Genomic DNA, 13,563 nt, shown 5'->3' on the forward strand with positions numbered 1-13,563 from the left:
CGCCGCCTTCTCGGAAAAGGTCAGGCGGGGTGCGGACTGAGCAGGTCCGCCAGCCCGATGCGGGTGAGGAAGCGGGCACGGATGCGGTCGGCGACCTCGCTCACCTCGGCCGACCCGTCGTCCACCGGATCCACGTGCACCCGGAAGGGCCGCGTGCCGTGCGGGGTGTCCACGACCTGGAGGACGGCGTCGGCGACCAGGGACGCGTCGGCGCCGGGCGGCTGCAGCGCGGCCAGCCGCTCGCCCACCTGCTCCATCAGCGCGCCGTACCGCTCGTCGTAGGCCGCGACCACCGCCTGTTCGGCCGGGTGGCCGGCGTTGGCGAAGTGGTTGGTGCCCGAGGTGAACGCGCCGGGGACGACGATCGTGGTCTCGATGTCGAAGCGGGCCAGCTCGGCCGCGTACGACACCGCCAGGGCGTCGGCCGCGGCCTTGGCGGCGAAGTAGGGCGCGAGGTAGGGCGGCGTGCCGCCCCTGGTGGAGCTGGAGCCGATCCACAGCAGCAGGCCGTGCCCTCGCTGGCGCATGTGCGGCAGGACCGCCCGGTTGAGCCGCTGGCTGCCCAGCACGTTCGTGTCGTAGACGGCGGCGAGCTCCTCGGGGGTGAACGCCTCGGTGGGGCCGAGCACCATGTGACCGGCGTTGTGCACGACCACGTCGATGGCGCCCGTCTCGGCCAGGATGGTCGCCACCGCGGCGTCCACCGACTCCTGCGAGAGCACGTCCAGCTCGACCGTACGCAGGTCCACGCCGTGTTCACTGGCGTAATCGGCCGCCTCGGCGACGCGGGGGGCGTTGCGCCCGGCGGTGGCGCGCATGGCGGCATACACGATGTGCCCGGCGCGGGCCAGGGCGCGCGCGGACAGCGCGCCGAAGCCGGAGCTCGCACCGGTGATCAGGATGGTCTTGCTCATCGATACTCCTGACGGATCATGCGAACGTGATGACGCGGCGGCCGCCGCCGGACCCGCGGCCCATGGCGTCGAGAGCCTCCGGGGCCCGGTCGAGGTCGATGGGCGTGACCGCGGGCATGATGCCGTGCTGGGCGGAGAAGGCCAGCGTGTCGCGCAGGTCGTGGGGTGATCCGGACGGGGACGCCATGACGTGCAGCCGGTTGAGCACCATCGGCTGGGCGCTGAGGGTGAGCGGCGTGTTGTCGTAGCCGCAGAGCACCAGCGTGCCGTCGGGGGCGAGCCCGGTGAGGACGGCGGAGGCGGCCTCGTTGGAGGGGGCGGCGTTCAGGATGACGTCGGCGCCGCCGCCCCACGCCTTGAGCGCGGCGGCGGGGTCGGTGTCCCGGCTCGCCACGTACGTCTCCGCGCCGAGCTCCTTGGCGGCCGCCTCGCCCTCGGCCGAGCGGCCGATCACGGCGACCCGGGCGCCCATCGCGACGGCGTACCGGACGGCGAGGGCGCCGATGCCGCCGGCGCCGATGACCGCCACCCGGGAGTTCGCCGTGGCGCCGGCCCGGCGCAGGCCGTTGAACGCGGTGAGGCCCGCGCACATCAGCGGCGCCGCGGCCACGGGGTCGAGCCCGGCCGGGAGCGGGGTGACATATCCGCTCTTGAACAGGCCATATTCGGCATAGCCGCCGTCGTTCGTGATGCCGGTGATGCGCTTGGCCGGGCAGAGGATCTGGTCGCCGGACACGCAGTAGTCGCAGTGGCCGCAGGAGTCGTACAGGAACTGGGCCCCGACCGCGTCACCCACGGACAGGCCGGTGACGCCGCTGCCGAGCGCCGCGACCGTGCCGGTGATCTCATGGCCCGGAATGATCGGGAAGCGGGCGAACGGGTAGTGCCCGCGGAGCAGGTTGAGGTCGGTGAAGCACAGGCCGCATGCGGTGATCTCGATCAGGACCTCGCCCGGGCCCGGCTCCGGGGTCTCGCGTTCGACCAGGGACAACGGGGTGCCGGCCCCGGTGGCGAGTGCTGCACGCATGGTTTCCTCCGTCTGTCACGGCCGACGCCCCCGCGCCGCCTTCACCAGCGTGCTGTGCCTGCTCCGGTGCAGCCAGGGGTGCTCAACCCCAGCCTCTGACCAGCCCGAACGCCGGCCCGGGCGTGTCGCTCCAGACGTCGGCCGGGTCGAGCGCGTGCAGCCTCGGCACGACGTCGGCGTCGTCGGGGACGAACCAGAGCAGCCGCTGGGCGGCGTCGGCGGTGACGATGCTGTTGCAGGTGACCTTGAGCGTGCCGAGCACCGGGTTCACGACGCGCTTGTACTCCTCGTGGCGCACCTTGACCTCGTGCGCCCGCCACAGCCCGGCGAACTCGTCGCTGACCTGCAGCAGGTGGCCGACCAGCTCACGGCTGACGGCGTCCGCCGGGCCACGACGCGCGACCGCGGCGCGCAGATCGGAGACGAGCAGCCGGGAGTGATAGTCGTGGTCGTCCGCGGGATAGAGGTCGCGGGTGGCCGGGACGGTGAACCAGTGATAGAGGAAGCTTGCCCTGATCCCGGTCAGCCCCGCTTGAGGGCCGACGAGGACCTGCGCGGCGTGGTTCTGCACCACCACCTCGTGGATGTCGGTGATCACCATGGCGGGGGTGTCGTCGAGCCGGGTCATGAGCTGCTGCAGCGCCGACTGCATCTGCACGGGCTCCGCCCCCAACGGCGCCGGATGGCCCGCCAGGTGGAGCAGGTGGGCGGTCTCGTCCGGGCCCAGGCGCAGCGCGCGGGCGAGGGCGCACAGGACCGGCTCCGACGGGGTCTGGCCGCGCCCCTGCTCCAACTCGGTGTAGTAGTCGGCGGACAGGCTCGCCAGCTCCGCCACCTCGTCCCTGCGCAGGCCGGGCACCCGTCGCCGGCTGCCGCCCGGCAGGCCGACGGCCTCCGGGCGCAGCCGGTCTCTGCGCGCCCTCAGGAACGACCCCAGCTCCCCGAGATCCACCGTGTCCTCCCCCCCATATGTCCCGTCTCCATACTTCCGCCTTCCCGGCGAAAACCGCCTTCCCGGCGAAAACCGCCTTCCGGGGAACCGTCTTCCGGGGAAAGAGGAGCGGCGTGGCCCGTGCGGGACAAGACAGGAGGCGAGACGGGCGGCGAGACGGGCGGCGAGACAGGCGGGGTCCGCCCGCGATAGACGGCCGGTAAAGATACCGGCGGGAGTGCGCGTGTCCCGGAGGTGGCGTCCCATTCAGCGGTTATGACGGCTAAGTGACGCGACGTTGCCACATGACCGTCGCACTCGCCCTCGCCGCGCTGGCGATGGCGTCGTGCGCGAGGGAAGACAAGCAGGAGGGCCCCCAACCACTGGCCCTCAAGGAGCAGGTGTCCTCGATAGTGCGCTCGGGGGCCGGATATGCGGTGACCTGGGCGGGGGTGCTGAGCAACCCCAACCGCTGGCATTTCGGGGAGAACGCCGTCGCCGTGATCACGGCCGTGGACGCCGCAGGCAAGGAGGTCGTCCACCTGGAGCAGCCGCTGGACGCCGTGCCGCCCGGCCGCCCGCTGGCCTTCAGCGGGCAGGCGCCGAGCTCCGCCCAGCCGGTCCGCGTGAAGATCGACTATCGCCCCGCCTCGTGGCGGTCCATCCCGCGTGCCCCGTCGGCGTTCCTCAGGTTCCCGATCTCGGACGTCCGCACCGACAAGCTGACGAACGGGTCCTATCTCGTCACCGGCTACGTGGTCAACCCGTTCCGCAAGCCCGCCGCCGCCCTCGCCGTCACGGCCCTGCTGCGTGACGCGGCGGGCAAGCTCGTCGGCGGGGCCACGTCCTACGTGGACGACGTGCGGCCGGGGGGCAAGCGCAGGTTCGTCATCACCGTCGAGGGCGTGCGCGGAACGGCCGGTGCGACCGACGTGCAGGCCACGACCTGGGGCTCGACCGCCAAGACGTACGAGGACCTGGCGCAGGCGGGAGCCGTTTCGCTGCACACGATCGCGCCGACGACGGAGCCGTTCGACAAGGACCGGGGATATCCGCCGCCCAATGACCGACGCCAGTGAGCGGCCCACTGCCGATCTTGACAGGACGGGCGGGTTACCGTAGCGGGATGGCCACCCCGAGGATCGTGCTGTTCGGAGCCACCGGCTTCACCGGCAGGCTCACCGCCGAGGCGCTCGCCGCGCGCGGGGCCCGGCCGCTGCTGGCCGGTCGGGACCAGACGCGGCTCGCCGCACTCGCCGACGCGCTGGGCGGGGGACTGCCGATCGCGGTCGCCGACGTCGGCCGCCCCGAGTCCGTACGAAAGATCGTCAGTCCGGGTGACGTGCTGATCTCGACCGTCGGCCCGTTCGTCCGATGGGGGGAGGCCGCGGTCACCGCCGCGACCGAGGCGGGCGCCGTCTACCTCGACACCGCCGGAGAGCCAACGTTCGTCAAGCGGATCTTCCAGCGGTACGGCCCCGCTGCGGCGGCCCGGGGCGCGGCCCTGCTCACCGCCTTCGGATACGACTACGTGCCCGGCAACCTCGCCGCGTCCCTGGCCCTGCGCAAGGCCGGATCGGGGGCCGTCCGCGTGGACGTCGGCTACTTCGTGGAGGGCAGCGGCACGGCGCGGCGCGCGAGTGCCGGGACCCGCGCCTCCGCGCTGGGAATGGTCCTCGAACCGATGTACGGCTTCCGCGAGGGCCGGATCGTCCCCGAGCACGGCCGCACCCGCAAGTTCCTGGTGGACGGCCGTGTGCGGCACGGCCTGGCCATCGGGGCCTCCGAACACTTCACGCTGCCGCCCGCGCATCCCGGCCTGCGCGAGGTGAACGTCTATCTCGGCTGGCTGGGCGGGCTGACCAGGGTCGCGGGCGTGCTGGCCAAGGCGACGCCCGTCATCGCCGCGCTGCCGGGGATCCGGCGGGCGACCGACGCACTGGCCGACCGGGTGCTCCGCGCGGGCGGGAGTGCGGCGCCGGCCGCGGTGGGCGTGTCGTCGCGCATCGTGGCCGAGGCGTACGACGCGGGAGGCCGCCGCCTGGCCGCCGTCCACCTGGCCGGAGGCGATCCGTACGAGTTCACGGCCGGTGTGCTCGCCTGGGCGGCGACGACGGCGCTGGCCGAGGGCGTGCACGGCACCGGCGCCCTGGGCCCCGTGGACGCCTTCGGCCTCGACGCGCTCACGCGGGGCTGCGCCGAGGCGGGAATGGCCGTTCGGGAGTGAGAGACGCCCGTACGGCGTCTTGCGCCATGGGCCGGATTTATCGCGATTAGTCATGCAATAAAACGGCGAACTCCGGCAAATTAACGGGATGGCGGAGTGTAAAAGCTGACGATGTAGGTGTGCCACTTCGCAAGAACGGGTGGAGCGGGGAGTTACTGAGCATTTACTCTCAGTTATATGAATGATGGCGTCCTGGTCGAGGCGTTGCAGGCCCGGGATCCGGGAGCGCTGGCCGCCCTATATGACACATATGCGGGCAATCTCTACCGGTATTGCCGCACCTTGCTGGCCGGGCCCGACGCCGCCCAGGTCGCCCTGCGCGACACGCTGATCGCCGCGGAGGCGCTTGTCGGCTCGCTGGCCGACCCGGACAGGTTCCGCACCTGGCTGTACGCCCTGGCCCGCGGCGAGTGCATGCGCCGCCGGACGCCGGGCGCGGGGGACGGACCGGACACCGGGCCGATCCCGGTCGTGACCGTGCCCTTCCCCGGCGTCACGGCCGAAGGCGCCGAGGCCGACCTGCGCCTCGTCGCGAGCAGCGCCGTGGGCGCGCTGTCGGTCGAGGACCGGGAGGTGCTCGAACTCGTCACCCGGCACGGGCTGACCGGCCGGGACCTGGCCGCCGTGCTCGGCACCGGCGAGCGCTATGCCGAGGGGCTCCTCGAAGCGGCCACCGAACGCCTGCGCGAGACGGTGACCGTCGAGATCCTGGCCAGGCGTGCCACCCACGACTGCACGCGGGCGTCCGCCGTCCTCACGGGGTTCACAGGAGAGCTCACCCCGCAGACGCGGGCCCAGCTCCTCCGGCATCTGGCGCGGTGCGAGACCTGCGCGCGCCAGCGCGTCCGGCAGGTATCCCCGGCCAAGGTGTTCGGCCTGCTCCCGCAGATCGCCCTGCCCGAGACCCTGCGGGTGCGGGTGCTCAGCAGCTTCATCGACCCCGAGCTCGTCCCCTATCGGCGGTACGTCGCCAAACGCGTCGGCAGGCTCAGCGCCGCGGGCTTCCCGAGAGCCGGCCGTCGCGAGGGCAGGCTCGCACAGGCGGTGGCGGGCGCCGTGGCCGCCCTGGCGGCGGTGGCGACGATCGCGCTCGTGTTCGCCCAGTTCGCCGGCGACCTGCGCGAGCAGGCCGCCGACACGATCGGCCCGCTCCGGCTCCCCCCGGCGGAGGCGTCGGCCGGCCCCTCCGGCGGCGCCGCCTCTCCCGAGGGGTCGCCGGACGAGGCTGACGGGACCGACGCCGACGGGACCGAGGCCGACGGGGCCGACGGGAGTTCGCCCGTGCCCTCGGTCTCCCCGGACCTGGCCGAGCCGGTCGCGCCCGTGGTTCCCGCGCGGCCGGTCGCCCTGCCGCGCCCGATGCCGCTGCCCGCCCCCGTGCCGCCCTCCGCCAACCGGCCGCACCGGCCCGCGCCGCACGGGAAACCGTCCTCGCACCCCGCGACGTCGTCCTCGCAGGGCTCGGGCGTCTCGCCGTCCGGCCCGACGCCCGAGCCCACGATCACTCCCGTCACCCCCGGCACCCCGGGCACCCCGGGGACGCCGGGCACTCCGGGCACTCCGGGCACTCCGGGCACCGGGCCGACCCCCGGCGGCTCGGGTTGGCCGGGTTCTGGTGGACACGGGCCCGGCGGCCACAGCCCGGGCTGGCCGCCCCGGGGCGGACCGCCTCCCGCGCACTGGCCGGGACACCGCCCGCCCTGGCACGACCACCAGCACCATCCCCGTCCCTCCATGGAGTGGCCGCCGACGTCCACGCCTTCCCGCAAGCTCTCCGCTCACCACCGCGGGCCCTCATCCGTACCGCCCTGGCGCCTCGGACACGGCGGCTGGCGCGTGGCGCCCGTCGCAGGAGCCGGTGGGCGGGGGCAGGGCTTCCCGGGCGGAAGGCCCCGGAACCCCGCGAACGTGAAGGCACCGGCCGCCGGAGGCGGCGGGAAGACGCCGGGTGGCGCGAAGACACCGGGTGGCGCGAAGACACCGCGCGTCAGGCAGGACGGCCCGCCACGGCAGGCCAAACCCGGTGGCTCCGGCCGGGACGGCTCGCGCCGCGACGGTCCGGCTCCCGGTCGCCCCGGCCGGGACGGCTCCCCGCCGGGCCTGCCCGGAGGGCCTCGGGACGGCGGTTCCGAACACGCGAGGGAGCGTCGTGACACCTCCGGCACCCCCGGGGCGGGAGGCTCCGGAGGACCCCGAAGGGCTTTCCCCGTCTAAACGGGACGACCTACCACATAGGTTGATTACTGGGCGTAACTTAAATGTGTACGGAGAGTAGTCGCCGGGAAGTGAGGGGAGTGGAGCAGGGAAGGGGAAGGAATTGCCACTCCTCAGAGCATCGGGGCTGGTCGCCGGGCTCGGGTCAAGTCTCGTCCTGACCTTCGGAGCCCCGGCGGGAGCCGATCCGAAACCGTCCGCGAAGGACGTCGCCAAGGCACGACAGCAGGTGCAGGAGCGCGCGAAGGAACTGGGCAGGGCCGAGGCCGATCTCGCGGCCGCGCAGGCCCGCCGTGAGGCGCTGGACACCGAGGCCGAGCGGCTCGTGGAGACGTACAACGGGCAGCTCGTCCAGCTTGAGCAGGCGCAGGCCACATACGAGCAGTCGGCGCGGCGGGTCCGCCAGGCGGCCGACCAGGTCGCCCGGCTGCGCGGAGAGGTGGCGGCGAGAGTGGCCGAGGGGTACGGCACGCTGCGGCTGTCACCGTCCGCCGCGGCCATGCTCGGCGGCATCGGCGACGTGGACCGCTTCCTGCGAAGAGCCAGCGTGCTGACGCAACTCGGCGACGAGCAGGCCGCTTCGCTGCAACGGCTGAAAGACGCGCAACAGGTCTTCGAAATCCTCCGAGAACAGGCGGCCCGTGCCTACTCCGAGCAGTCGCAGAGCGCCGAAGAGGTGCGACAGGCGAAGGACGCGGCACAGCGGGCCGTCGAAGAACAGCTCGAACAGACCAAGAAGATCGAGCAGGAAAAAGCGGAGATCTCCAAACGCCTGGAAGCCGCGCGCGACCGCGTCGACGAGCTGAAAGAGGCGAGGGCCAAGGCCCGGCAGGTGGTGAGGCGGACGGCGCTCCCCGCACACAGGAGTCTGAAACCGCCGGCCTGGGCCGGGCGGCTCGGGTCGGGACCCGGCGAGACGGCCGCCCAATGGGCGCTCAAACAGATCGGCAAGCCGTACGTGTGGGCCGCCGCAGGCCCGTCCGGTTTCGACTGCTCGGGGCTGACGATGCGGGCCTGGCAGCGGGCCGGGGTGTCACTCGATCACTGGACCGGCACGCAGTGGACGTCGGGACGGCACGTCCCGCTCAGGGATCTGCGCACCGGCGACCTCATCTTCTACGGCCGGTTGAGCAGGAATCCCGGCGACATCCATCATGTGGGCATCTACATAGGGCGCGGCATGATGGTCCACGCCCCCCAGACGGGGGACGTGGTGCGCATCTCGCCCATCTGGCGCCACGATCTGGTCGGCGCCACCAGGCCCGGCTGAGTCAGTGCTCCTCGTCGTGGTGCTCGGTTTCCTGGAAGCGCCGGATGCTGGCGAGGATCTCGGCCTCGGCCTCGGTGCGGCCCACCCAGTTGGCGCCCTCGACCGACTTGCCGGGCTCCAGGTCCTTGTAGACCTCGAAGAAGTGCTGGATCTCCAGCCGGTCGAACTCGGCGACGTGGTGGATGTCACGGATGTGCTCCATCCGGGGATCGGTCGCCGGAACGCACAGGACCTTGTCGTCGCCGCCCTTCTCGTCGGTCATCCGGAACATTCCGACAGCGCGGCAGCTGATCAGGCAACCGGGAAAAGTCGGCTCCTGGAGCAGGACCAGCGCGTCGAGCGGGTCTCCGTCCTCACCGAGGGTGTTCTCGATGAACCCGTAGTCGGCGGGGTATTGGGTAGACGTGAAAAGCAGGCGGTCCAGACGTATGCGGCCGGTCTTGTGGTCAACCTCGTACTTGTTCCGTTGTCCCTTGGGGATCTCAACGACAACGTCGAACTCCACTCGTTCCTCCGCATGAGTCCCCGGTCTCCCGGGCTGGCGTTAATGTCTCGTAGGCGTGGTCAAGGTCGGCGCGAAATGAGGGCGTTGTGGTGCGACGTGAGCGGTGGATGGTGGTGGCCACCCTCGCCCTGCTGCAGATCTTCGTCGTCCTCGCGGGCACTTATTGGATCACCCATGACGCCGACAGGACCCCGGCTCCGGTCGCGTCCCCGAAGCCGACCCCGATCCCCCTGGTGACCGCGGGTCCGGTTCTGGCCGCGGCGGGGGACGGGGCTCTCCCCGCCAAGGGTACTTTGACCACCCGGCTCACCGCTGCGATGGGTGACCCCGCCCTCGGTGGCAGCGTCGCCGGGATCGTGCTCGACGTCGCGACGGGGACGCCGATCTTCGACGGCCGCTCGGGCGCCGCCATCACCCCGGCCTCGACCACCAAGCTCGTCACCGGCCTGACGGTGCTGGCCACCGTGGGGCCGGACGCCCGCCTCGCCACCCGGGTCGTACGGGGGGCCTCCGCCAGGTCGATCGTCCTGGTCGGCGGCGGCGACCCGACCCTGGCCGGCCCGCGGACGAGCGCCGCCGAGCAGGAGAAGACCTATCCGCGCCCGGCGTCGCTCGCCCGGCTCGCGTCGAGCACGGCCAAGGCGCTCAAGGCCGCCAAGATCACCTCGGTGGACCTGTCGTACGACGCGTCCCTCTTCAACGGGCCGCGGACGGCGCCGGGCTGGAAGCCGACATACATCCCGGAGGGCAGCGTCGCCCCGGTCGCCGCGCTCATGATGGACGAGGGCCGGGCCGCCAACGGCGCCCGCTATCCGGACCCGGCCCAGGCCACCGCCGATGCATTCGCCACCCTGCTCAGGAAGAACGGCATCAAGGTGGGCAAGGGGGTCGACGCCGCGAAGGCGGCGCCCACCGCGCAGGAGCTGGCCCGGGTGGAGTCCGGCCCGATCTACGCGCTCGTCGAGCGGATGCTCACCCACAGCGACAACGATCTCGCCGAGGCGCTCGCCCGTCATGCCGCCATCAAGGAGGGCCTGCCGCACACCTTCCAGGGCGTGCCCGCGGCGGTCGGGCGCGTGCTCACCCGCCTCCGCGTGGGCGGCGGCGTGGAGGTCCACGACGGCAGCGGGCTGTCCACCAGGAACAGGATCACGCCGACGGCCCTCGCCCACATCCTCTCCGTGGCGGCGTCCCCCGCCCATCCGGAGCTGCACTCGCTGATCAGCGGCCTGCCGGTCGCGCATTTCACCGGCACTCTCCACGATCGATATGGGAAGTCCGATACGAAGGCCGGCGCCGGATTGGTGCGCGCGAAGACGGGCACTTTGAACGGGGTGAACACCCTGGCGGGCATCGCGTACACATCCGAGGGCCGGTTGCTGACCTTCGCGTTCATGGCCGACCAAGTGGCCAACCCCCCGGAGGCGATCACCGCCCTCGACAAAATGGCCACGATCGTCTCCCAGAGCTAGTTATCCCCCTCGCGCCTGCATGCGCGGCGAGAAGTCGGAGAACGTACGGTGGTGGGTATGCAGGTGATCGACTGGGATCTGGCCGTCGCGACCGGGGTGCGCCTTGTGCGGCCCGGCCCTCAGGTGAGCCGCGAGGAGGCCAGGCAGGCGGTCCTCGAACTGCGGAGGCTGTCGCGGGACGCCGAGGGGCACGTGCGGGAGTTCACCCGCATCGACTCGGCGACGCCCGAGGCGGCGACCGTGGTCGACCGTCCCGGGTGGATCCGTGCGAACGTGGACGGCTTCCGCGTGGTGCTGGAGCCGCTGACGCAGAAGATGTCGAACATGCCGGCGGTCGTCGGCGCGGTCGGCTCGCGCATCACCGGGCTGGAGGTCGGCGCGGTGCTGGCCTTCCTCGCCTCCCGGGTGCTCGGGCAGTATGAGCTGTTCCTCCCGCCCGACCCCTCGGGCAACGCCCCGACCGGCCGCCTGACGCTGGTGGCGCCCAACATCGTGCACGCCGAGCGCGAGCTGGGCGTCGATCCCCGTGACTTCCGCCTGTGGGTGTGCCTCCACGAGGAGACCCACCGGGTGCAGTTCACCGGCGTCCCCTGGCTCCGGGAGTACGTCCGCGGCCAGATGACCGAGTTCCTCCTCGCGTCCGAGATGGACCTGACGACCCTGCTGGAGCGCCTGCGCGCCGCCTCCGACGCGGTCGCCGACGCCTTCCGGGGCGGCGAGGGCAACCTGATCGAGGCCATTCAGACGCCCGAGCAGAAGGCCGTGCTCGACCGCGTGACGGCCGTGATGACGCTGGTGGAGGGGCACGGCGACTACGTCATGGACGCGGTGGGCCCGTCCGTCGTGCCGTCGGTCGCCGAGATCCGCGCCAAGTTCCAGCGCCGCCGCGAGGGCGGTTCGCGCTTCGACCAGCTCGTACGCCGCCTGCTCGGCATCGAGCTGAAGATGAAGCAGTATGCCGAGGGCTCCCACTTCGTCCGCACCGTCGTGGACGAGGCCGGCATGGAGTCGTTCAACAAGGTCTGGACCTCGCCTGAGACCCTGCCCGACCGCGAGGAGATCACGGACCCGCACGCCTGGATGTCGCGCGTCCTGACCTCCGCCTGACGCGGATCCACCCGGCCTCCGCCCGATCGCGCCCGCCCGGCCCGCCGGTCGGGCGTTTTCCCATGCCCGCCCGGGGCGGCCAGAATGGCCGCATGGGCCCGCATCCCGCCGTCGCCGACGTCCGCCGCGCCGTACGGCTGTCGCTCGCGGATCTCGCCGTCTCTCCCGGGTCGCGGGAGTCGTCCGGTGCGCTCGTCCTCGTGGCCTGCAGCGGCGGCGCCGACTCGCTGGCGCTGGCGGCGGCCACCGGCTTCGCGGCCCCGCGCCTCGGCCTGCGCGCCGGGCTGCTCACCGTCGACCACGGCCTGCAGGAGGGCTCGGCCGGCCGGGCCCATGACGTCGTACGGCTCGCGCCCGCGCTCGGCCTCGACCCGGCCGAGGTGCTGACCGTCACGGTCGGCACGGCCGGAGGCCCCGAGGCCGCGGCGCGCGACGCCCGCTACGCCGCGCTGTCGGCCGCGGCAGACCGCCTGGGCGCCGCCGCGGTCCTGCTCGGCCACACGCGCGACGACCAGGCGGAGACCGTGCTGCTGCGCCTGGCCCGCGGCAGCGGCACCCGGTCCCTGTCCGGCATGGCGGAGGTCTCGGGGATCTACCGGCGGCCCCTGCTGGGGCTCGGCCGGGCGCGCACCAGGCAGGCGTGCGACGCCCTCGGCCTGCGCCCGTGGGACGACCCGCACAACGACGATCCGGCGTACACCAGGGTGCGGGTGCGGCACGACGTCCTCCCGGCGCTGGAGGCGGCGCTGGGGCCGGGGATCGCCGAGGCGCTGGCCCGTACGGCCCGGCTGTGCAGGGACGACGCCGACGCCCTGGACGCGTGGGCGGAGGCCGTCCACGCGAAGTCGCGGGGCCCGGCGGGGGAGCTGGACGTGTCCGTGCTGGCGGACGTGCCGGGGGCGGTGCGGCGGCGGGTCATCCAGCGGGCGGCCGTGGAGGCCGGGGCGAACGCCGCCGCGCTCGCGGCCGTGCACATCGAGGCGGTCGAGCGGCTGGTGACCGGCTGGCACGGGCAGAAGGGAGTGGACCTACCCGGGGGGGTGGGGGTGGTCAGGCGCTGTGGCACCCTTGTGTTCGCCGTGGACAAACTCTCGCTCGCGTAAGGAAAACCCCAGGTGGACGCAGCAGACATGGGCAGGGATCTCTCCAAAGTCCTCATCTCGGAGCAGGAGCTGCAGGAGAAGATCAGAGAACTGGCGGGGCAGATCGACGCCGACTACGCCGGTAACGAACTGTTGATCGTCGGCGTGCTCAAGGGCGCGGTCATGGTCATGGCCGATCTCGCCCGGGCGCTGCACGTGCCCGTGCAGATGGACTGGATGGCCGTTTCCTCGTACGGCGCGGGGACCGTGTCGTCCGGTGTGGTGCGGGTGCTGAAGGACCTCGACACCGACATCGCCGGCCGGCACGTGCTCGTGGTCGAGGACATCATCGATTCCGGGTTGACCCTCTCGTGGTTGATGAACAACCTGAAGTCGCGCAACCCGGCGTCCGTGGAGATCTGCACGCTGCTGCGCAAGCCGGACGCGGTGAAGGTCGAGTTGGACGTCCGTTACGTCGGTTTTGACATCCCCAACGAGTTCGTCATCGGGTACGGGCTCGATTACGCCGAGCGGTATCGCAACCTGCCGTTCATCGGGACTCTTGCGCCTCATGTGTACGGAGGGGAGTAAGCCCTTAGCGAAGTGACCCTCGAATCAGGCGTTATTGGGCGCCAGGTCGGGGAACACGGGCTTGGCTGACGTACGTTGGAAAGGCAAAGCCGGAGCCGCTCGGGCAGTTACCCGACGCGGCTGCCGGGTGTACCTTCGGATATCCGTGGGAGGGGCCGGTCGGCCGCCCCGCGGTAGCCAGAAGGAGCGGTAAGGGATGCCGCGACCCCGGGGTTTCCCGGGG

12 protein-coding genes are annotated in these 13,563 nt (G+C 72.3%); 8 read left to right on the top strand and 4 right to left on the bottom strand.

Features of this window, described 5'->3' with window-relative positions:
• Nucleotides 1-20: 20 nt before the first annotated feature.
• The 3 genes from FLX08_RS26060 to FLX08_RS26070 form a co-directional block, all read right to left on the bottom strand.
• Nucleotides 21-914, bottom strand: a complete 894-nt coding sequence (locus tag FLX08_RS26060) for an SDR family NAD(P)-dependent oxidoreductase (protein WP_142622329.1) — start codon at nucleotides 912-914, stop codon at nucleotides 21-23.
• A 16-nt stretch (nucleotides 915-930) separates the two neighbouring features.
• A complete protein-coding gene (locus FLX08_RS26065; RefSeq protein WP_142622331.1) occupies nucleotides 931-1,941 on the bottom strand; it encodes an alcohol dehydrogenase catalytic domain-containing protein in 1,011 nt (336 codons plus the stop codon).
• Nucleotides 1,942-2,023: 82 nt separating this feature from the next.
• Nucleotides 2,024-2,893 (bottom strand): helix-turn-helix transcriptional regulator, encoded by an 870-nt coding sequence (locus tag FLX08_RS26070; protein WP_244312892.1) that lies wholly within the window; start codon nucleotides 2,891-2,893, stop codon nucleotides 2,024-2,026.
• A 284-nt stretch (nucleotides 2,894-3,177) separates the two neighbouring features.
• Here FLX08_RS26070 and FLX08_RS26075 point away from each other — a divergent pair, with 284 nt between their 5' ends.
• The 4 genes from FLX08_RS26075 (at nucleotide 3,178) to FLX08_RS26090 (ending at nucleotide 8,583) form a co-directional block, all read left to right on the top strand.
• Nucleotides 3,178-3,951, top strand: a complete 774-nt coding sequence (locus tag FLX08_RS26075; RefSeq protein ID WP_142622335.1) for an FxLYD domain-containing protein — start codon at nucleotides 3,178-3,180, stop codon at nucleotides 3,949-3,951.
• Nucleotides 3,952-3,998: 47 nt separating this feature from the next.
• Nucleotides 3,999-5,099, top strand: a complete 1,101-nt coding sequence (locus FLX08_RS26080; protein ID WP_142622337.1) for a saccharopine dehydrogenase NADP-binding domain-containing protein — start codon at nucleotides 3,999-4,001, stop codon at nucleotides 5,097-5,099.
• A gap of 177 nt (nucleotides 5,100-5,276) precedes the next feature.
• Nucleotides 5,277-7,313, top strand: coding sequence for a hypothetical protein (locus tag FLX08_RS26085; RefSeq protein WP_142622339.1), 2,037 nt, complete (start codon nucleotides 5,277-5,279; stop codon nucleotides 7,311-7,313).
• A gap of 103 nt (nucleotides 7,314-7,416) precedes the next feature.
• A complete protein-coding gene (locus FLX08_RS26090) occupies nucleotides 7,417-8,583 on the top strand; it encodes a C40 family peptidase (RefSeq protein WP_142622342.1) in 1,167 nt (388 codons plus the stop codon).
• A 1-nt stretch (nucleotide 8,584) separates the two neighbouring features.
• Here FLX08_RS26090 and FLX08_RS26095 read toward each other — a convergent pair whose 3' ends face one another.
• Nucleotides 8,585-9,088, bottom strand: coding sequence for an inorganic diphosphatase (locus FLX08_RS26095; protein ID WP_142622344.1), 504 nt, complete (start codon nucleotides 9,086-9,088; stop codon nucleotides 8,585-8,587).
• Nucleotides 9,089-9,174: 86 nt separating this feature from the next.
• Between FLX08_RS26095 and dacB the strand changes: the two genes are divergently transcribed.
• The 4 genes from dacB (at nucleotide 9,175) to hpt (ending at nucleotide 13,340) form a co-directional block, all read left to right on the top strand.
• Nucleotides 9,175-10,560: a D-alanyl-D-alanine carboxypeptidase/D-alanyl-D-alanine endopeptidase gene (gene dacB, locus FLX08_RS26100; RefSeq protein WP_244312893.1), complete on the top strand. Its 1,386-nt coding sequence runs from the start codon at nucleotides 9,175-9,177 to the stop codon at nucleotides 10,558-10,560.
• A gap of 57 nt (nucleotides 10,561-10,617) precedes the next feature.
• Entirely contained in the window at nucleotides 10,618-11,667 is a 1,050-nt protein-coding gene (locus tag FLX08_RS26105) for a zinc-dependent metalloprotease (protein WP_208761663.1), read from the top strand.
• Nucleotides 11,668-11,759: 92 nt separating this feature from the next.
• Nucleotides 11,760-12,770, top strand: a complete 1,011-nt coding sequence (tilS, locus tag FLX08_RS26110) for a tRNA lysidine(34) synthetase TilS (protein WP_142622346.1) — start codon at nucleotides 11,760-11,762, stop codon at nucleotides 12,768-12,770.
• 12 nt (nucleotides 12,771-12,782) lie between these two features.
• Nucleotides 12,783-13,340 carry a hypoxanthine phosphoribosyltransferase gene (gene hpt / locus FLX08_RS26115; RefSeq protein WP_221890016.1) on the top strand — a complete coding sequence of 186 codons (558 nt, stop codon included), beginning with the start codon at nucleotides 12,783-12,785 and terminating at the stop codon, nucleotides 13,338-13,340.
• The last annotated feature ends 223 nt before the right edge of the window (nucleotides 13,341-13,563 follow it).

This window comes from Microbispora hainanensis (assembly GCF_006874475.1).
GTDB lineage: Bacteria > Actinomycetota > Actinomycetes > Streptosporangiales > Streptosporangiaceae > Microbispora > Microbispora hainanensis.